At 64.2% G+C, this 17,878-nt stretch carries 19 protein-coding genes; 8 read left to right on the top strand and 11 right to left on the bottom strand.

Annotated elements, in window-relative coordinates:
• Positions 1-189 precede the first annotated feature (189 nt).
• Entirely contained in the window at positions 190-1,365 is a 1,176-nt protein-coding gene (gene nhaA / locus NY023_RS21710; RefSeq protein WP_013973924.1) for a Na+/H+ antiporter NhaA, read from the top strand.
• 69 nt (positions 1,366-1,434) lie between these two features.
• Here the strand turns inward: nhaA and NY023_RS21715 are convergent, their stop codons facing one another.
• Entirely contained in the window at positions 1,435-1,899 is a 465-nt protein-coding gene (locus NY023_RS21715; RefSeq protein ID WP_013973925.1) for a glycine zipper 2TM domain-containing protein, read from the bottom strand.
• A gap of 146 nt (positions 1,900-2,045) precedes the next feature.
• Here NY023_RS21715 and NY023_RS21720 point away from each other — a divergent pair, with 146 nt between their 5' ends.
• Positions 2,046-2,279, top strand: a complete 234-nt coding sequence (locus NY023_RS21720) for a hypothetical protein (RefSeq protein WP_013973926.1) — start codon at positions 2,046-2,048, stop codon at positions 2,277-2,279.
• Between the two features lie 40 nt (positions 2,280-2,319).
• Here NY023_RS21720 and pdxH read toward each other — a convergent pair whose 3' ends face one another.
• From pdxH to dinG, 5 genes are all read right to left on the bottom strand, one after another.
• Complete coding sequence (gene pdxH / locus NY023_RS21725; protein WP_013973927.1) at positions 2,320-2,967, bottom strand: pyridoxamine 5'-phosphate oxidase; 648 nt, start codon at positions 2,965-2,967, stop codon at positions 2,320-2,322.
• Positions 2,968-2,985: 18 nt separating this feature from the next.
• Positions 2,986-3,963 (bottom strand): OmpA family protein, encoded by a 978-nt coding sequence (locus NY023_RS21730; protein WP_044047145.1) that lies wholly within the window; start codon positions 3,961-3,963, stop codon positions 2,986-2,988.
• Positions 3,964-4,062: 99 nt separating this feature from the next.
• A complete protein-coding gene (locus tag NY023_RS21735; RefSeq protein WP_013973929.1) occupies positions 4,063-5,208 on the bottom strand; it encodes an EstA family serine hydrolase in 1,146 nt (381 codons plus the stop codon).
• A gap of 227 nt (positions 5,209-5,435) precedes the next feature.
• Complete coding sequence (locus NY023_RS21740) at positions 5,436-7,670, bottom strand: beta-galactosidase (protein ID WP_013973930.1); 2,235 nt, start codon at positions 7,668-7,670, stop codon at positions 5,436-5,438.
• A gap of 81 nt (positions 7,671-7,751) precedes the next feature.
• Entirely contained in the window at positions 7,752-9,896 is a 2,145-nt protein-coding gene (gene dinG / locus NY023_RS21745) for an ATP-dependent DNA helicase DinG (RefSeq protein ID WP_013973931.1), read from the bottom strand.
• 98 nt (positions 9,897-9,994) lie between these two features.
• On the opposite strand from dinG, the gene NY023_RS21750 reads away from it, so the two are divergent.
• Positions 9,995-10,459: a CopD family protein gene (locus NY023_RS21750; protein ID WP_003258897.1), complete on the top strand. Its 465-nt coding sequence runs from the start codon at positions 9,995-9,997 to the stop codon at positions 10,457-10,459.
• 118 nt (positions 10,460-10,577) lie between these two features.
• On the opposite strand, the gene NY023_RS21755 is transcribed toward NY023_RS21750, so the two are convergent.
• From NY023_RS21755 to NY023_RS21770, 4 genes are all read right to left on the bottom strand, one after another.
• Complete coding sequence (locus tag NY023_RS21755; RefSeq protein ID WP_024087646.1) at positions 10,578-11,336, bottom strand: hypothetical protein; 759 nt, start codon at positions 11,334-11,336, stop codon at positions 10,578-10,580.
• Positions 11,329-11,604 (bottom strand): DUF1145 domain-containing protein, encoded by a 276-nt coding sequence (locus NY023_RS21760; protein ID WP_013973933.1) that lies wholly within the window; start codon positions 11,602-11,604, stop codon positions 11,329-11,331. The genes NY023_RS21755 and NY023_RS21760 overlap by 8 nt, the downstream gene beginning before the upstream one ends.
• Before the next feature lie 98 nt (positions 11,605-11,702).
• The gene (locus NY023_RS21765; protein WP_024087647.1) at positions 11,703-12,422 is read right to left on the bottom strand and encodes an OmpA family protein; all 720 of its coding nucleotides are present in this window, start codon (positions 12,420-12,422) and stop codon (positions 11,703-11,705) included.
• Positions 12,423-12,511: 89 nt separating this feature from the next.
• Positions 12,512-13,204, bottom strand: a complete 693-nt coding sequence (locus NY023_RS21770) for an OmpA family protein (RefSeq protein WP_003258902.1) — start codon at positions 13,202-13,204, stop codon at positions 12,512-12,514.
• 159 nt (positions 13,205-13,363) lie between these two features.
• Here NY023_RS21770 and NY023_RS21775 point away from each other — a divergent pair, with 159 nt between their 5' ends.
• Genes NY023_RS21775 through NY023_RS21790 form a run of 4 tightly spaced genes read left to right on the top strand, consistent with a single transcriptional unit; the run spans position 13,364 to position 15,030 of the window.
• The gene (locus NY023_RS21775) at positions 13,364-13,858 is read left to right on the top strand and encodes a DUF6231 family protein (protein WP_003258904.1); all 495 of its coding nucleotides are present in this window, start codon (positions 13,364-13,366) and stop codon (positions 13,856-13,858) included.
• Positions 13,859-13,860: 2 nt separating this feature from the next.
• A complete protein-coding gene (locus tag NY023_RS21780) occupies positions 13,861-14,337 on the top strand; it encodes a YchJ family protein (RefSeq protein WP_015271542.1) in 477 nt (158 codons plus the stop codon).
• A 2-nt stretch (positions 14,338-14,339) separates the two neighbouring features.
• On the top strand, positions 14,340-14,825 hold the full coding sequence (locus NY023_RS21785) for an LEA type 2 family protein (RefSeq protein WP_013973937.1): 486 nt from the start codon (positions 14,340-14,342) through the stop codon (positions 14,823-14,825).
• A 7-nt stretch (positions 14,826-14,832) separates the two neighbouring features.
• Entirely contained in the window at positions 14,833-15,030 is a 198-nt protein-coding gene (locus NY023_RS21790) for an SEC-C metal-binding domain-containing protein (RefSeq protein WP_003258907.1), read from the top strand.
• 54 nt (positions 15,031-15,084) lie between these two features.
• On the opposite strand, the gene NY023_RS21795 is transcribed toward NY023_RS21790, so the two are convergent.
• Entirely contained in the window at positions 15,085-16,281 is a 1,197-nt protein-coding gene (locus tag NY023_RS21795; RefSeq protein ID WP_013973939.1) for an MFS transporter, read from the bottom strand.
• 154 nt (positions 16,282-16,435) lie between these two features.
• Between NY023_RS21795 and NY023_RS21800 the strand changes: the two genes are divergently transcribed.
• A complete protein-coding gene (locus NY023_RS21800; RefSeq protein WP_013973940.1) occupies positions 16,436-17,776 on the top strand; it encodes a PLP-dependent aminotransferase family protein in 1,341 nt (446 codons plus the stop codon).
• Positions 17,777-17,878 lie beyond the last annotated feature (102 nt).

Here is a 17,878-nt window from a genome sequence, read left to right on the forward strand (position 1 = left end):
AGAAAAATCCACAACAAACATCAGACTTCCCCTCCCCACTCCTTCCCCATCTGCGTCTAGGCTTTCCCGCAGCCCAGCCGGCAATACCATATAACAAAAACGAATATGGTTTTTGTTTGAAAGCATATCGCCAAAGGCTAGGGTGTACGCCCGTTCCATTGCCAACTGCTCATGGAGAGCCTATAGCCCGTGCGTAGCCTGTTCACCCGCTTCTTCCAGCTCGAAGCCGCCAGTGGCCTGTTGCTGATCGCTGCGGCCATCCTGGCCCTGGTCATCAATAACTCGCCGCTGTCCTACCTGTACAGCGGCCTGCTCGACGTTCCCGTCGCCGTTCAGGTCGGTGCGCTGCACATCGCCAAACCGCTGTTGCTTTGGATCAACGACGGCCTGATGGCCCTGTTCTTCCTGCTGATCGGCCTGGAGGTCAAGCGCGAGGTGGTCGACGGCCACCTGTCCAAGCCCTCCCAAGTGATCCTGCCAGCCACCGCCGCCGTGGGCGGCATGGTGATACCGGCACTGATCTACTGGTTCATCAACCGTGACAACCCTGCCGCCATAGCCGGCTGGGCTATCCCCACAGCCACCGACATCGCCTTCGCCCTCGGCGTACTGGCCCTGCTGGGCAAGCGCGTGCCGGTGTCGCTGAAACTGTTCCTGATGACCCTGGCGATCATCGACGACCTGGGTGCGATCATCGTCATTGCCCTGTTCTATTCGGGCACCCTGTCGAGCATGTCGCTGCTGCTGGCTGCCGCCTGCCTGGTATTGCTGGTGTCGATGAATCGGCTTGGCGTGGTCAAGCTTGGGCCGTACATGGTCGTTGGCCTGATCCTGTGGGTCTGCGTGCTCAAGAGCGGCGTGCATGCCACCCTGGCCGGCGTCGCCCTGGCCCTGTGCATCCCGCTGCGCACGCGCCATGCCGAACGCTCACCACTGCTCGCCCTGGAACACGCCCTGCATCCTTGGGTTGCCTACGCCATCCTGCCGCTGTTCGCTTTCGCCAACGCCGGTGTATCGCTGGCAGGCATGACCGTAGAAAGCTTCACCCACCCGGTGCCACTGGGCATCGCCGTGGGGCTGCTGCTGGGCAAGACCGTGGGTGTCTTCGGCCTGACCTGGGTCGCGGTCAAGCTGCGCCTGGCCGCGCTGCCTGCAGGCGCCAGTTGGGGGCAATTGCTGGGTGTGGCGATACTTTGCGGTATCGGCTTCACCATGAGCCTGTTCGTCGGCTCGCTCGCCTTTGTGCCTGGCAGCAGTGATTACGCCGGGATGGACCGCATGGGTATTCTCACCGGCTCGTTCTTCGCCGCCGTGATCGGCTATGCGGTAACCGCCATGGCCAGCCGCAAGTCCAACGTCGGCTGACCTGGCCGCAGCATGAAAAAACCCCGACTGGCGAGCGCCATGTCGGGGTCTTGTCTTGTTGGGCTACGGTCAGTGCGTGACGCGGCTGGTGCCATCGACGGTCATGATGCGCACGCGGTCGCCAACGCGGAAGATCTCGTTCTGCTGCACGGCCTGCACATAGGCACGCATGCTGCCATCGTCCTCACGCACGGTGATTTCGACACCCTGGGTACGGGTCAGGCCCTCTTCGGCGGCGGAACCGGCCAGGCCACCGGCAACGGCACCGATCACGGCGGCGACGATGCTGCCACGGCCACCACCCACGGCGCTCCCGGCCACGCCACCCACGATGGCGCCAGCACCGCCACCGATCGGGGTCTTGGTGCCTTCGATCTTGACCGGACGCAGGGACTCGATAGTGCCCATGCGCACGGTTTGCACGCGGCGGGCCTCATCACGGGAGTAGCTGTCACCGGTCAGGCTCGAGGCACAGCCACCCAGCAACAGCGACATGGTGGTAAAGGTCGCCACCAGCAAAGCGGATTTACGCATGGGTAAGGTCTCCATAAGTCAGGTGCTCATTAGACGCTGCACGTTGACGGCTGTCACGGTACAAACGTAATAAAATTGTTTTCATTCAGCCAAGGGACAGCCTGCACGGCTGTGTCGAGGCCTTTCAAGTGAGACCAAGGATAGCCATGGATTACTTCATCGTCGTGGTCACCACCGTTGCGGGGCTGTATTTCCACTGGTGGCTGTATGTGCGCATGCGCCGCTGGATGGACCGTGACCTGGCGTTGTCGCTGGCAGGGTCGGACCCGGAAAAACGCGCGTATATGCTGCAAAGGCTGGAGCAGGCGCGGGTGGAGAAGGTGGGGCGCAAGCAGTTGGCGGGGTGGTTGGAGCGGGAAGCTGCGGGGTATCCTGGGTAGCCTGATGGAGTGCCGGGGCTGCTGCGCAGCCCCCGGAATCTCAGGGCGCCAACCGCTCCCGCAGCCATTGCCCATCTACCAGCCGGTAGTTCAGTCGGTCATGCAGGCGGCTGGCCCGCCCCTGCCAGAACTCGATGCGTTCAGGCAGCAAACGATACCCACCCCAATGTTCCGGGCAATGCGGCTGAGTGTCGGAAAAGCGCGCCTCGGTGGCCTTGACCAGCCCCTCCAGCTCCTCACGACCGGCAATCACCTGGCTCTGTGGCGAAGCCCAAGCCCCCAGGCGGCTACCCAGCGGGCGCACCTGGTAGTAGGCGTCAGACTCCTCGGGGGTGACCTTTTCCACCCGCCCTTCGATGCGCACCTGGCGCTCCAGCGCTGGCCAGAAGAAGGTCATGGCGGCGAAAGGGTTGACCAGCAGTTGCTGGCCCTTGGCACTATCGTAGTTGGTGAAGAAAGTGAAGCCACGCTCATCGAGCCCCTTCAGCAACAAGATACGGCAGTGCGGGCGGCCTTCACCGTCGACAGTGGCCAAGGTCATGGCGTTGGCTTCCACCGGCACCTGCTCGGTTTTCACCGCTTCGGCGAACCACTGGTGGAACAGGGCGAACGGCTCTCCCGGGGCCTGGGATTCGGCCAGGCCATCACGGGTGTAGTCGCGGCGCATATCGGCCAGGGATTGGGTCATTGCTGCGTTCCTTGACGATCAGTTGGTCTTCGCAGGGCTGTTGGCAGCTACTTTCTTTTCAGTGGTAGCTTTCTTGGCAACCGGCTTGGCCGGCGCAGCTTTTTTCTTGGCCGTGGTATTGGCTGGCGCCTTGGCCTTGGCTTTGGTCACAGGCTTCTTCGCCGCAGCCTTGGTGGCCGGCTTGCTGTCGGCAGGCTTGGCAGCAGGCGCCTTGACGTCCTGCACCGCCACCATCGGGGCGCGGGCCGGGGCGGCTTGCTGGTACTTGGCCAGCAGGGCGACCATGGTGTTCTGCGGGGTCAGCAGCATTTCCACACGGCGGTTCAGGGCACGGCCCTCGGCGCTGTCGTTGGCGGCGCGCGGCATTTCCGAGCCCATGCCCTTGAGGTTCAGGCGATCACGCTGCAGGCCGCTGAGGCGGAAGATGGCCGACACCGAAGCGGCGCGCTCCAGGCTGAGCTTCTGGTTGGCGGCAGCGACACCGCTACTGTCGGCATGGCCGAGTACCAGCACGGCGGTCTTGGCATCGCCTTCGACAGTCTTGGCCACACGGGTGATAGGGCCCAGGGTCATCGGCAGCAGCATGTTCGGGCGATCGGGGTTGTACGAACTGTCCACCGGGATGGTTACGGCCAGCACGTTGTCACGACGCTCCAGCTCCAGCTTGCTGCCCTTGATCGCCTCACGCAGCTTTGGCTCGTACTCGTCCAGCCAGGCCTGGGTGGCCTTCTGGTCGACCTTCGGCACCACCGGCCCCTTGGCCTGCTTCTCTTCACCGCCGAACGGCCACCACCAACGGCTGGCGTTGTCGGACTTGGCGTCGGCCTTGGCCACATTTTCCGTGACGGCTTGCTTCACTTCCTGCTCGGCAACCTTGTCCGAACCGAAGGGCCACCAGCTCGAGGCGCTGTCCTTCGAGCCGTCCTGGGGGTGACTGGCGCAGCCGGTAACGGCGGTCAGGCACAGGGCGAGTGCTAAGGTTTTGTGTGAAGACATCAGCGATACACCATGAAATAGAAAGAAATTTTGCTTACGCCCTTCAGGCGTTGGCATTGAGGATAGTCAAAGGGCTGGGGCAATACCCGCATTACCCGATCAAAGGCAACTGGCAAGGACGCGTACCAGTTTCTGGGCTCGCGGGTCCATGAGCACATAAGGGCCAAGGGTATTGACCACGAAACCGAAGGCCACATCGTGTTCCGGGTCAGCGAAACCAACCGAGCCGCCGGCGCCTGGGTGGCCGAAGGCGCGGGCCCCGAGGCCGAACGTGGCATTGGCCACGTCTGGCTGGTCGAGCATGCAGCCCAGGCCAAAACGGGTCTGGGTGAGCAGAGTACGATCCTGGCCGAGGCTGTGCTCACGGGTGAGTTCGTCGAGCAGCTCTGATTCGAGCAGGCTACCGTCCAGCAGCCCGGCATAGAAGCCCGCCAGGCTGCGCGCATTGCCATGGCCGTTGGCGGCTGGCTGCTGCATGCGCCGCCACTCCGGCTTGTTGGTACTGGTCAGGATCGCCGGCGGGTTGGTGAAGGCGCGGGTCGACAGGGCCTCGGGCTCGCGCATGGTCACCTGCAGCAGGCGCTGAGCTGCAGCGTCGCCGGCGTTGCCCTTGCCACGGGCGATATGCGCTACGCGATGAAACTCATCGTCCGCCAGGCCGATATGAAAATCCAGCCCCAACGGCCGAGCGGTACGGGCCACGATCGAGTCGCCGGGGCCACGGCCGTCGGCACGGCGGATTAGCTCGCCGATCAGCCAGCCGTAGGTAATGGCGGCATAGCCATGCTCGGTGCCGGGTGTCCACCAGGGCGTTTCGGCAGCCAGCGCATCGACCATGGCCTGCCAGTCATACAGTGCCTCGGCCGGCAGCAGCTCACGGATGGCCGGCAAGCCGGCGCGGTGGCTGAGCAGCTGGCGCAGGGTGATCGCCTGTTTGCCTGCCTGGGCGAACTCGGGCCAGTAGTTGGCCACAGGCGCATCAAGGGCCAGCTTGCCCTCGCCGACCAGTTGCAGGGCGGTGACAGCGGTGAAGGTCTTGGTGCAGGAGAACAGGTTGGCAATGGTATCGCTGTGCCAGGCCTGCTGGCCGTCCTTGTCGGCACTGCCGGCCCACAGGTCGACCACGGTTTCGCCACCAACCTGGATGCACAGCGCCGCGCCACGCTCCTGGGGATCTTCGAACAGCACGGCAAAGGCTTCGCGCACTGCTTCGAACTTCAGCTCATAGTGACCCTGAATCTGCACCCGCTGTTCTCCGTACGACCAATTCCGAAAATGGTGTGCATTGTTTCAGTAGTTTGGCGTTTTGCAAACTGGCTTGGGCTGGGTGGTCACTGTGGGAGCGGCCTTGTGTCGCGATGGGCTGCGCAGCAGCCCCGGCAATTTATGCAGCGCCGCTGAATTCAGGGGACTGCTTCGCAGTCCTTTCGCGACGCAAGGCCGCTCCCACAAAAAGACCGCGTCGTCCTGGGCTAGGGCGCCGGTTTTTCCAGTTGGACGCGCAGCTGGCTCATTGCCTGCAAGTTGCTCTTACGCACGGCATCGACAAACCCCGGGTAGGGCATATCGGTGATCGCCACCAACCCAAGGTGCCCGTTCTCGCCATCGAGCAGGCGGCCGCTGGCCGGCTGGTCGAGGTACTGGAACCAGTGCGCGCCAACGATCATCGGCTGCGCCAGGGCCGCCTTGAGGAAATTGGCATAGGCCGGGCCGCGGTCTTCTTCGCGCGCCACTTCCACCGGCCCCGGCCAGAATGGCCCGCGATCGCGCGAGCCGAACTGGAACTCGGACACCAGCACCGGCTTGTCCAGCTCGGCCAGACGGGCGAAGTCGTAGCCGTCCTGCGGCTTCAGGGTATAGAAGTTGAAGCTGAGCACATCGCAGAACTCGGCGCAGGCCTTGACCGCCTCTGGCGTGCTGACGGCATAGCGGCCACCCAGCAGCAGGTGATTGGGCGCATGCCATTTCAGCGAGTCGGCAATGGTCTTGAAGTAGGTTTCGGCAAACACTTGCTGGAAATACTGGTAGTCACGCTCGATTTCCGGGTGCTCCGGGTCGGGCAAAGGCGCCTCGAAGCCCGGATCTTCCATCAGTTCCCAGGCAGTCAGCTCGATGCCCCAAGCCTTGGACAGCCCTTCCTGGTTGCGGTACTTGTCGCGCAATTGCTTGAGGAAGGCACGCTTGGCCGGCACATCGGTAGTCAGGCGCAAGGTGCCGTAGGCCAGGCCATAACGCGCCTTGGGGTCGCTACCGGGTGCCGCCCAGGCCAGTTCGTTGTCGGCGAAATAGCCAATCAGCCAAGGGTCGTCACGGTGATCGCGGGCGGCAATGGCCACGGCACGCTCGGTGGCCATGGCAAAACGCGGGTCGAACGGGTCGGGCATCCTGCCCCACCAGTCCATGCCGGTACTGATGCTGGCGTAATCACCCACGATCGACAATGGCAAGGTGTACGGCATGCGTCTGGCCTGGCCGAGGGCCGGCTCGCTCCAGTTGCCAAGCGTATTGAAACCCCAGGCCTGCAGGCGGTCGAGCGCATGCGCCTGCCAGCGGGCGGTATCCAGCGCCAATGGTGGGCAGCTTGCCGGCTGCCCCTCTACCGCGGGCGGGCAGGGTTTGCCATAGGTCCGCTGCAGGTTGGCGGCATAGAAATCGAACCAGCGCCCCTGTTTGAAGTTGCGCCCTTGCGACGAGGGGTTGCCATCGTCGTTGTTGCCATCACCATAGAATGCGGCCAGTGCATCCTCCTCACCCGGCAACCCCTTGAACATCCCCTCACGCCCGGCGACGTAGGTACGCCCGCCATCCGCGGCGACGGCATTCACCCCCAGGGAATAGAACGGATGCCCCTCGGGCGTTACCAGGTACCAGCGGCCGTCACGCTTTTCGGTGCGGAAGAAGCCTTTGGCCTCGAACGCCGGCCCGGCCAGCAGGCCGCCGTACGCGTCCAGCTGCTGCTTGCCACGCTCTGCCAGCCAGCCTTTGAGCTGTTGCTGCTCGCGTACATCGGCCGCCTTGAGCTGCTCGTCATTGGTAACCTTTTCTGGCCAATGGCCGCGGGTGGACTGGCCATAGGCATCGATCAGCTCCTGGTAGGCCGCCTTGTATGCCTGGTCGTCATCCTGGATGCCCACCCGCTCGATCAGCAGGTTCTGCGCCACCTTGGGGTTGGGGATACTCAGGCTGACCGACGTCACCTGCTTGAGGTCGACCGCACCGGCGCTGCTGGTCAGCAGCAGGCGCTGGCCGCCATGGTTCCAGGGCATGGGCGGGCCGGCGCGCATGCCTTGGCTCAACGGCGAACTGGCCGTCAGCGGTACCATCACGGTTTGTGCAGGACCGGCCGGAAGGTCGATGCGGCTGGTCAACGTGCGCCCATCACTGCCCTGCACCACCACGTCCACGGTCAGCGCCCAATCCATCGCGCTTTGCAGGCGCAAGGTCAGGAACTGACCGCCGGACCAGTCCCACACACCGCTTTGCGGACTCAGGCGCAGGGTCGGCCGCAGGGCCGGGTTGAACACCACGCGCCGCAACACTTCTCCTTCGGCCGTCTGCTCCGCGTTGTACTGCGGCATGCCGGCATCCTCGGTCGCCACATTGACCACCGAGGCCGGGCGCACGAAGCTGAAAAGCGTCTGCTGCCCAGCCAGCAACGGCGAGCTGAACAACAGGGCAAAAACGGCGGGCAGGGTACGGCGGACCATAAGGCTGGGGCTCTCCTTCAGGGCCCTCATGGCCCACGACTGAGTAATGGACAACGCGCCGGAGCAAGTGTGCTCCGGCGGTCAGGAAATCTCCCGCCGGAACGGCGGCAGCGCATTGAGAATAGCCTTGCCGTAGCGCTGGGTGACCAGGCGCCGGTCAAGCAAGGTGATAACACCGCGGTCCTGTTCGGTTCGCAGCAGGCGGCCGCAGGCCTGGATCAGCCGCAGCGAGGCATCGGGCACGGCAATTTCCATGAACGGGTTGCCGCCGCGAGCTTCGATCCACTCGGCCAACGCCGCTTCGACCGGGTCATCAGGCACGGCAAAGGGAATCTTGGCGATCACCACGTGCTCGCAGTAGGCACCCGGCAGGTCGACACCCTCGGCAAAGCTGGCCAGGCCGAACAACACGCTGTGCTGGCCGTCGTCGACCCGTGCCTTGTGCTTGTTCAGGGTTTCCTGCTTGGACAGGTTGCCTTGGATCAGCACTAGCTTGCGCCAGTCACGGTCCAGGCCATCGAACACGTCCTGCATCTGCTTGCGCGAGGAGAACAGCACCAGCGCGCCACGGGCATCTTCGACGATGTTCGGCAGTTCGCGGATGATCGCTGCGGTATGCGCCGCCGCATCGCGCGGGTCGGCCTTTAGGTCGGGGACCCGCAGCAGGCCGGCATCGCCATGCACGAACGGGCTGGGCACCACGCAAGTGACCGCGTCACGGGGCAACCCCGAGCGCATGCGGAAGCGGTCGAACTTGCCCAGCGCAGTCAGCGTCGCCGAGGTCACCAGTGCGCCATGTGCCACGCTCCACAGGCTGCGGCGAAGCATTTCGGCGGCCAGGATGGGGCTGGCATTGACTTCGATGTCGAACAGCGCACCGCTCTCGGCCAGGGTCAGCCAACGGGCCATGGGTGGGCTGTCTTCCGGATCTTCGGCGGTAAAGGCCGTCCACAGTTCCCAGTTGCCCTGGGCACGGGTGACCAGGCTACCGAACAGCGGATACCACTCCTCGGCCTGGTGGCTGGCGATGCCGATGTTGACCTCACCGTCCATGCCTTCCTTGAGCAGGTCGGCCAAGCGGGTGAACAGGTCGTTGAGGCGGGCAAAGCCTTTTTTCAGCTCGATGCCCACTTCGCGAATCTGCTCCGGCACCACGCCGCCTTCGAAGCGGTAGCGCGGGCGCTCACGGCCTTCGTTGTCCTCGCTGGGGCGGAAGTCGGCAACCTGCTCGCACAGGGTGAACATGAACTGCTGCTGGGTGCGCACTTCCCGCGCAAGCTCCGGCACCTGCTCGATGTACTTGCCCAGGTCACCGGGCAGCGGGTGCTGGGCCAGCAGCTTGGTCAGGTTCTTGGCGGTCTGCTCCAACCAGTCGGCAGTGGAGCGCAGGCGCGAATAGTGGGCGAAATGGCCGATGGCCTTGTCCGGCAGGTGGTGGCCTTCGTCGAACACGTACATGGTGTCGCGCGGGTCGGGCAATACCGCGCCGCCGCCCAGGGCCAGGTCGGCCAGCACCATATCGTGGTTGGTGACGATCACGTCGACCTTGCCCATGCCTTCGCGGGCCTTGTAGAACACGCACTGCTGGAAGTTCGGGCAATGACGGCCGGTACACTGGCTGTGGTCGGTGGTCAGGCGCGCCCAGTCCTGGTCTTCCAAGGCTTCGGGCCAGCTGTCGCGGTCACCGTCCCAGCGGTTGCCGGCAAGCTTCTCGATCATGCTGTTGAACAGCTTCTGGCTGCGCTCGTCGACTTCGATGTGGAAGCCTTCTTCCTCGAACAGCTGGGCGGTGGCCGACTGGGCGTGGCCCTCCTGCAGCAGGATGTCGAGCTTGGACAGGCACAGGTAGCGGCCACGGCCCTTGGCCAGGGCGAAGCTGAAGTTCAGCCCGCTGCTGCGCATCAGGTCGGGCAGGTCCTTGAAGACGATCTGCTCCTGCAGCGCCACGGTGGCGGTGGCGATCACCAAACGCTTGCCGGCGGCCTTGGCGGCCGGAATGGCAGCCAGGCTGTAGGCCACCGTCTTGCCGGTACCGGTGCCCGCCTCCACTGCCACCACGGCAGGCTCGCCGGCACGGCGGCCTTCTTCGTCGCAGGCGATGTCGCCGAGCACCTTGGCCACTTCGGCGATCATCAGGCGCTGGCCATAGCGCGGCTTGAGGCTCTTGGCTTCGAGAAAACGCGTATAGGCGCCCTGGATGGTGGCTTTGAGTTCGTTGCTGATCATGGTCTGCAGGCGCCCGGAGGGCTGGATATATTTTCAGTGTTTCGCATGGGGCGGCTATCATACCCCGCTATTGCCCTTTATGCCGCATGGAGATCCGGATGCTTGCCTTTGCCCTGCCCTACACACTGCATGTCCTGGCCGCCCTGGTGTGGGTCGGCGGCATGTTCTTCGCCTGGCTGGTGCTGCGCCCGGCAACGGTTGCAGCCCTTGAAGGGCCTGCCCGGCTGCGCTTGTGGGTGGAAGTTTTCCGACGCTTCTTCGGTTGGGTCTGGCTGGCCGTGGCGATTTTGGCGATAAGTGGTATCGGCATGTTGCACATGCGCTTCAGCGGCTTCGAGACTGCACCGAAATATGTGCAGGTGATGATCGGTGGGGGCATCGCCATGTTTGCCCTGTTCATGCGCATCCAGGCGCTGCTGCTGCCGGAGTTGAGGGCGGCAGTGCAGGCCGAGGACTGGCCGGCAGGTGCGGCAGTGCTGGGACGGATTCGGCGGATGGTGGGGATCAACCTGCTGCTCGGTCTGGCGGTGGTAGCCGTGGCCAGTTCGCGGTTGATGCTCTGATATTGCCTGCACCGGCCCTATCGCCGGCAAGCCAGCTCCCAAAGGTACTGCACATGGCTTGCAGCCGATGCGGTCGCAGTGGGAGTTGGCTTGCCGGCGATAGGGCCAGTACAGGTTTTCACAAGCGCTGCAGAATCAGCTCACCTGCAGCGCCGGCCAACCCAGGTTGGCCCGGCTGCCCCGGCCGGCCGTTGGCGCCGGCGTCTGTGCGGTACACCAGGCAACCCTTGCTAGCCCCGCCCTTGCCGGCCTTGCCAGCAGCCCCGGCCTTGCCCGGTGCGCCGCCGTCCAGGCGCACCACGATACGTTCCTGCGGGAAGCCCTGCGGCACGCTCAGGCGGATGCGCCCACCCGGCGCGCCATCGTGCCCGTTGCCGCCGTCATCGCCGTTGGCACCGCGGCTGGCCTGGCCCCAGGTGCAGCCACCGGCCTGACCGTTGGCGCCATCCAGCCCCACGTACCCCGGCGCACCGGCACCGCCACGGGCATCGATGGCCAGGCGCTCGGCATCCACTTCAGCCAGTTTCAGGTCCAGGCTGCGGCCTGACCGGGCTCCCCGCTGGTAAGTACCCGCCGCTCCCGGCGCACTGAATTCGCTACCCTCACCCAGCCGCGCACTGCGCGCCTCGATCAGCAACGGGCTATCGGAAGGTGCAATGGCGATACGCGCATCGCGCCCCAGCTCCAGCTGGTCAACCTTCAATTCCGCGAGCGTGGCAGGCAGCAGCAGGGTTGCGGCATCGGCGACACGCAACTGTGCCAGGTGCACGCTGGCAGACTTGTCGGGCAGGCGCAGCATGGAATTGGCAGCGACCTCCAGGCTTTCGGCCTGGGCCAGGGGAGCGGCCAACATGGCCAATAACATCAGATTACGCATTTCGCGGCGCCTCCTGCACACGGGGGATGGACATGACATGGAAGATACCCGTCAACAGGATCTGCAAACGATCGAACCAGCGGTGGCTGCGGCCGCGCAAGCTGCCATTGAAGAACAGCACTTCAAGCAGGTGCAGGCCCAGCAAGGTGATGCCGGCGGCGTTGATCAGCAGGTTGAAGGGCAAGGGTTGTGGCATGAACTGATTGAACAGCACCACCCCCCAGAAAGCGACAGTCAGGACCTTGCCCAAGCCCAGGATGAACTTCATATCCCGCCCCCATGGATTGTTGTTATGTCGAGACGGCCCGTTCGAGCGGGCCGTGCGACCAACATTAACTGCAATGCCCGGACAGGCGCCAGCACCACTCAGTTGAGGTGCAGTTCCACCCGTCGGTTGCGGGCACGGCCCTCCTCGCTTTCGTTGTCGGTGAGCGGCTCACTCTCGCCGCGCCCCTGGCTGGTGACCTTGCCCGCCTCCAGCCCCTGGCCGATCAGGTAAACGGCCACGCTGCTGGCGCGGCGTTCGGAAAGTGCCTGGTTGTAGCTGTCGGAGCCGACGTTATCGGTATGCCCGATCACGCTTACCTTGGCCACCGTCGGTGAATCGAGTTTTGCCACCAGGCCTTGCAGGCGCTGCTGGGCCGCAGGGGTCAGCTCGGCGGAATCGAAGGCGAACATCACCGCGCCGTTGTCATCCAGGATGATCACCTCCGGCGAGGGTTCAGGTTCAGTGGCAGGCGGCGATGCGGGGTACACCTTCAACGGGCAACCCATGTGGTCGACCGCAGTGTTGGCGGGGGTATCGGGGCAACGATCGCGGCGGTCGAAAATGCCGTCGCCATCTTCGTCGCCATCCTGGGCGTAACAGATCAGGCCCCCGGCGATGGCGCCAAGGGCACCGCCGCCAGCCGCCCAACTCGAACTTTCGATGGCGCCCAGGCCACCACCGACCAGGCCGCCGAGCAGGCTGCAGATGGGCCAGGTCCTCTGGTTGAGCGGCGCGCTGCCATCGCTGTGGGTGGCGCAGCCCGCTAGCAGGCTGGCAGCCACCAACAACGGCAGCGCCGCCTTCGACGTCACACTCATGCTGAATGCTCCTGTGTCATTGGCCACGGGCGGCTCACCGCCGTGAAGACGCGCCCGTGCCACTGCTCAAGGCACGGGCGCACGCCGGTCTACCGCTGGATCTTGATCTCGGTACGGCGGTTCATGGCACGCCCCTCGGCCGTGGCGTTGTCTGCCACCGGCTGGGTTTCACCAGCACCGACCACCGACACGAAGCTGCTGCGCGGCACACCGCTCTCGACCAGGTAATCTGTCACCGAGTGGGCACGGCGCTCGGACAGTTTCTGGTTGTAGCTGTCGGAGCCGACGCTGTCGGTATGGCCGCTGACGCTCAGGCGGGCGGACGGCGCCTCCTGTTTCAGGCGCGTGGCGATGGTGTTGAGGCGCTCCTTGTCGCTGGCGGTCAGGCGCGCAGAGTCGAACTCGAAGTGCACATCGCGGATGACGATGACTTCTTCCTTCTGCACCACCACTTCCTCGACCACCGCGGCCGGCTCCGGCGGGCAGCCGTTGGCATCGACCTGCACACCGCGCGGGGTGCCTGGGCACTTGTCACGGCTGTCCGGCACGCCGTCGCCATCCTCGTCGCCATCGCCATGGGCCCAGCAATAGCCCGCCGCCAGGCCACCGCCCAGCAACGCGCCCCAACCAGCCCAGCTGGAGCTCTCGATGGCGCCCAGGGCAGCGCCGCTTACACCCCCGACGGCGGCACATTTCGGCCAGTCGGTCTTTTGCAAACCTGCACAACCAGTCAACACACTGGTGAGCAGAACCAGGGGTATCGCTGTGCGTACTATGCTCATTTCATTGCTTCTCCTAGGGGGAATCGGCATAAGGCCGATTTCAGGGAGTAAAGACCGAGCATCTGATCCCTGCCACCAATAAGCCACGACACAGTCACATGCCTCTTTGCCCGCACGCTGCGGCCCGCTAGTCTTGGACGACTTCAACGAGGATTGGCAATGACCGACGGTTTTTCCCAGCGCACCCCGCAGCAGGCCCTGGCGGCCCTGCTCGAGCGCTTCACCCCGCAACGCCTGCTGCTGGTGGGCACGCGCTTTCCGGCGCTGGACGCCTTCGCCCAGGCGCACCCACAGGTAACCATCGCCACGGCCGCCCCAGGCCCGCTGCCAGCAGAACTGGCAGCCCAGCGCTTTGACCTGGCGGTACTGGTGGACTGCCTGGAGCACCTGCCCAAACGCACCGGCCTGGAATTGCTCGGTGGCATTCGCAACCTCAATGCCAGCCGGGTCGCGGTGCTGGCCGACCTGGTCGCCTGTGGCTGGCAAGACACCGATTTCTTTGCCCTTGCCCTGTCGGCCAGCGAGAAATTCCGCCGTGACCAGCAGGTATTGAGCCTGTTCACCTATGATTTACATGACTACAAGCAGGTACCGGACTGGCTGAATGCCAAGTTCTGGGCCAACCCTGAAAACTTCGGCAAGTACTGGTGGTGATGATGAGTGTCTCGGTCTGCCCTTGTGGCAGTGGCAACCTGCTCGACGCCTGCTGCGGGCATTACCACGCCGGCACCCCGGCGCCCGATGCCCAGGCGCTGATGCGCTCACGCTACAGTGCCTACGTGCTGGGCCTGGTCGACTACCTGGTGGCCACCACCCTGCCGGCCCAGCAAGCCGGCCTGGACCGTGCCGCCATGGCCGCCTGGAGCGCCCAGAGCACCTGGCTGGGCCTGGAGGTGGAAAGCGCAGAGGTGCTGGGCGGCCAGCCGGAGCACGGTTTTGTCACCTTCACTGCACGCTGGCACGACCAGGAGGGTGACCATCAGCACCGCGAGCGCTCGGCATTCGTCCAGCACGCCGGGCGCTGGTACTTCATCGACCCCACGGTCGGGCTCAAGGCCGGGCGCAACGACCCCTGCCCCTGCGCCAGCGGCCAGAAGTTCAAGAAATGCTGCGCCAGTTACGTGGGTAGCTGAACATGATCGCCCGCACCCGCCCGCTGCTGCTCGCCACCTTGATGGCATGGCTGGCACTGCTGGCGGGCTGCGCCAGTTGGGGCAGTGACGACTGGCGCGAACCCGAGGTGCACCTGGTCGAGGTGGAGACGGTCAAGGCCAGGTTGCTGGAGCAGGAGTTCGTGCTGCATCTGCGAATCGACAACCCCAATGACAGCCGCCTGTTCATCCGCAACCTGTCGTATGCCATACGCCTCAACGACCTGTTGCTGGTGCAGGATGAAACCAGCGTGTGGCGCAGTGTCGGCGGGCATGCCCAGCGTACTTTCAAGATCACCGCGCGGACCAACCTGTGGCAGCACCTGAAACCACTGGCCAAGCTGCTGAAAAGCGAACAACCGCTGCACTACAGCCTGCAGGGCGAACTGGCGACCGGGTTGCTCATCCATCGGGACCTGCACTTGTCGCGCAGTGGTGAGATAATCCCCGGTGATTACAAACCGGAGTAACCCTGCAATGTCCCAGCAACCCCACGTTCATGGCCCTGACTGCAACCACGATCATGATCACCACCACGATCATGGCCATGTACACGGCCCGCACTGCAACCACGGCCACCAGGAGCCGGTACGCAACGCCCTGAAGGACGTTGGCCGTAACGACCCGTGCCCGTGCGGTAGCCAGAAAAAGTTCAAGAAGTGCCACGGCGCCTGACCTGAACAGCGCTTGCGCGTCCCTGCCGCGGGCCGCGCAGTGGGTAGCCGGGGCCTAGCTGGCCCTGGCAGGCCCTGAAACCTTGCGCTGCAGCAACCCTGCGGTGGCCATGAGCAGCACGATGCACAGGGCCATGCAAATGGCATTGGTGCCATCCCAACCGACCGTACCCAGCAACAGCGACGGGCTGAATGCGCCAATGGTCGCGAACACCGCAATGGCCAGATCGTTCTTCCCCTGCATCTGCATCGCTGCCGGGCTGTTTTGCAGCGTCTGCGCCAACAGCGCCCCACCGCCCACGTAGGTCAGGTTCCAACCCAGGCCCAAGGCTATTAGTGACAAGGTCATCATCGCGTAGCTGTGCGACCACATGTTCATGGCCGTGCAACCGATCAGCAGGCACAGGCCGAGACAGATGGTGGCCCTGATGCCGAGCTTCTGGATGATGGCGCCGGTGAAGAACGACGGCGCAAACATGGCAATCACATGCCATTGAATCGCCAGGCGAACGTCGGAAAAGTCCTCATGCATGTGTTTCATGTGCATGGACGCCTGGATCATCAGCAAATTCATGATCCCGTAACCCAGCGCGGCCACGGCCATGGCCACGGCAACCACCGGGCTCAGCGGCTCGGCGGTCGTGCCAGCCGGTTTCGCTGCACGGTCGTTACTGGCGGTGCCGGTATCGCCGGGCAGGCAGGCCGCTGTCAGCAACGACATCACCGCCAGGCCGACAAAAGCGGCGTAGCACAGCGAAAACAGCGGATACCCACCAACGTCCCTCAGCCACTCGGTGAGCGCCGGCCCGACCACGGCAGCGATCACCCCACCGGCCACCACCAGGGAAAGCGCCTTGGGCTTCAGGTTCTGGGCCAGATTGTCGGTGGCCGCGAAGCGATTGAAGTTGGCAAACGCAATGTAGATGCCCAATGCCGAATGGCTGATCACCAGCGTCGGGAAGTGCTGGTACTGCACCGCCAGGTAACCACTGATGCCAGACACCGCCAAAGGGACCGAGCCCAACATGAAGGCGCGCTTGCGGCCAATGCGGCTCATCAGCCTGGAGACCGGATAGGTAGCCAGCATCAGGCAGAGGAACTGGAACCCATAGGGCACAGTGGACCATGTGGCGGCAGGCGCCAGCGCCGCCCCGACAATGGCCGCCATGGTCACGGACATGACCGCAGTCGTCAGGTTGATCGATTGCGCGGTGAAATACAGGTACGTGCGCCGTGGAAGGGGGCTCGACATGGCGTGTGCTCACGGTTGGTGTACGGGTGGAATTCGGCATTGGAAAGATGCCGACAGGTGTATGGTGGCACCTGCCGCGCCCTGAAGCTCGAACAGTCGACGCGCTTTCCGGTTAACTGTTAGGCTGATTTTTCTAACAGCTGCTGGACCCGCCATGCGCCCGCACAGCCTTCATGACCAGTTGAAACAGCGCCTCGAAGCCGGCGAATGGCTGCCTGGCCAGCGCATGCCGTCCATCCGCAAGCTGACGGCGGCGGTTGGCTGCAGCTACCACGATGTCGTCTCCAGCTATGCCCGATTGGTAAGCGAAGGTGTGTTGACCGCCATTCCTGGCCGCGGCTACTTCGTCGCCAGCCACACACGGCAAACCGGCACAGTGGATACGCCCGCTGGCATGGCCGACGACCCGCTGTTCAAGTTGCTGCAGGGGGGCCAGCACTACACCAAACTGGGCAGCGGCTGGCTGCCACCCGCCTGGCGAGACACCGAGCTGCTGGCCAGGGCAATTCGGCGTACGGCACGCCTGGAGCAGAGTTCGCTGGCAGAATATGGCGACATCCAGGGCTACCTGCCCATGCGCAAGCAGTTGTGCGTGCACCTGAAACGCCTGACCCGTGTGGATGCCCGGCCAAGTCAGTTGCTGACTACGCTGGGCGCCACACAAGCGCTGGACCTGGTGGCGCGGTTGTTGATCAAGCCAGGCGATCACGTGTTCGTCGACGAGCCCGGCAATGGCAACCTGATCAAACTGATCCAGTTGGCCGGCGGCCATGTGGTCGGGGTGCGCCGAACCCAGGACGGACCGAGCGTGGATGACATGAAGGAGCACCTGGCCAGGCACAAGGTCAAGGCATTCTTCTGCAACAGCACCTTCCACAACCCGACCGGCGGCAACATCAGCCCGCGCAATGCCTTCAGCGTCCTGCGCCTGGCGGTGGAACACGACTTCTTCGTGGTCGAGGACGATGTCTACGGCGACTTCAGCCCGGGTGTGCGCCAGACCTTTGCCGAACTGGACGACCTTGAGCGGGTCATCTACATCGGCAGCTTCTCGAAATGCCTGTCCGCCTCATTGCGCGTGGGCTACATCGCCTGCTCGGCAGAGCTGATGGAGCCGCTGACACGCCTGAAGCTGCTGACCTGCGTGGCGGTACCGGCGTTTTGCGAGCGCTTCGTCAACACCATTTTGTCCGATGGCACCTATGCCCGGCACATGCAAGACCTGCAGCAGCGCCTGATCCGGCAGCAGGCGCAGACCCAGCAGTTGTTGCGGGCGCGTGGCTGGCAATTCGACATAACGCCCCAAGGTGGCATGTTCCTGTGGGTCTACCACCCCGAACTGGCCGACCTGAAGCCCTTCATGCGTCGCCTGGAACAGCACAAGGTGCTATTGATGCCAGGCTCTGCCTTCGCCGTCAGCCGTGACTATCAACGCCTTGCTCGCATCAATTGCACGCACTTTTCCGACGCCGTGGCCGAACATTTCAAGGTTTGAGTCGGCACTGGCAAATAAAGCGCCCTGGGACCTTGCACGGCGCCTGCGCGCTCACTACCTTAGCGCCTTTCGAAACCCGCCACGCCTTGCAGGAGCCCTTGT

Origin of the sequence: Pseudomonas sp. NBB (assembly GCF_032701105.1) — a bacterium.
In the GTDB taxonomy this organism is placed as follows: Bacteria; Pseudomonadota; Gammaproteobacteria; order Pseudomonadales; family Pseudomonadaceae; genus Aquipseudomonas; species Aquipseudomonas asiatica.

What these genes read in the sequence shown, in the direction of transcription:
- NY023_RS21765 (WP_024087647.1), bottom strand. Translation starts at nt 12,422, where the DNA reads ATGAGTGTGACGTCGAAGGCGGCGCTGCCGTTGTTGGTGGCTGCCAGC.
- pdxH (WP_013973927.1), bottom strand. Translation starts at nt 2,967, where the DNA reads ATGACCCAATCCCTGGCCGATATGCGCCGCGACTACACCCGTGATGGC.
- NY023_RS21770 (WP_003258902.1), bottom strand. Translation starts at nt 13,204, where the DNA reads ATGAGCATAGTACGCACAGCGATACCCCTGGTTCTGCTCACCAGTGTG.
- NY023_RS21800 (WP_013973940.1), top strand. Translation starts at nt 16,436, where the DNA reads ATGCGCCCGCACAGCCTTCATGACCAGTTGAAACAGCGCCTCGAAGCC.
- NY023_RS21760 (WP_013973933.1), bottom strand. Translation starts at nt 11,604, where the DNA reads ATGAAGTTCATCCTGGGCTTGGGCAAGGTCCTGACTGTCGCTTTCTGG.
- NY023_RS21785 (WP_013973937.1), top strand. Translation starts at nt 14,340, where the DNA reads ATGATCGCCCGCACCCGCCCGCTGCTGCTCGCCACCTTGATGGCATGG.
- NY023_RS21795 (WP_013973939.1), bottom strand. Translation starts at nt 16,281, where the DNA reads ATGTCGAGCCCCCTTCCACGGCGCACGTACCTGTATTTCACCGCGCAA.
- NY023_RS21780 (WP_015271542.1), top strand. Translation starts at nt 13,861, where the DNA reads ATGAGTGTCTCGGTCTGCCCTTGTGGCAGTGGCAACCTGCTCGACGCC.
- NY023_RS21775 (WP_003258904.1), top strand. Translation starts at nt 13,364, where the DNA reads ATGACCGACGGTTTTTCCCAGCGCACCCCGCAGCAGGCCCTGGCGGCC.
- NY023_RS21750 (WP_003258897.1), top strand. Translation starts at nt 9,995, where the DNA reads ATGCTTGCCTTTGCCCTGCCCTACACACTGCATGTCCTGGCCGCCCTG.
- NY023_RS21740 (WP_013973930.1), bottom strand. Translation starts at nt 7,670, where the DNA reads ATGGTCCGCCGTACCCTGCCCGCCGTTTTTGCCCTGTTGTTCAGCTCG.
- NY023_RS21715 (WP_013973925.1), bottom strand. Translation starts at nt 1,899, where the DNA reads ATGCGTAAATCCGCTTTGCTGGTGGCGACCTTTACCACCATGTCGCTG.
- NY023_RS21790 (WP_003258907.1), top strand. Translation starts at nt 14,833, where the DNA reads ATGTCCCAGCAACCCCACGTTCATGGCCCTGACTGCAACCACGATCAT.
- dinG (WP_013973931.1), bottom strand. Translation starts at nt 9,896, where the DNA reads ATGATCAGCAACGAACTCAAAGCCACCATCCAGGGCGCCTATACGCGT.
- NY023_RS21720 (WP_013973926.1), top strand. Translation starts at nt 2,046, where the DNA reads ATGGATTACTTCATCGTCGTGGTCACCACCGTTGCGGGGCTGTATTTC.
- NY023_RS21755 (WP_024087646.1), bottom strand. Translation starts at nt 11,336, where the DNA reads ATGCGTAATCTGATGTTATTGGCCATGTTGGCCGCTCCCCTGGCCCAG.
- NY023_RS21730 (WP_044047145.1), bottom strand. Translation starts at nt 3,963, where the DNA reads ATGTCTTCACACAAAACCTTAGCACTCGCCCTGTGCCTGACCGCCGTT.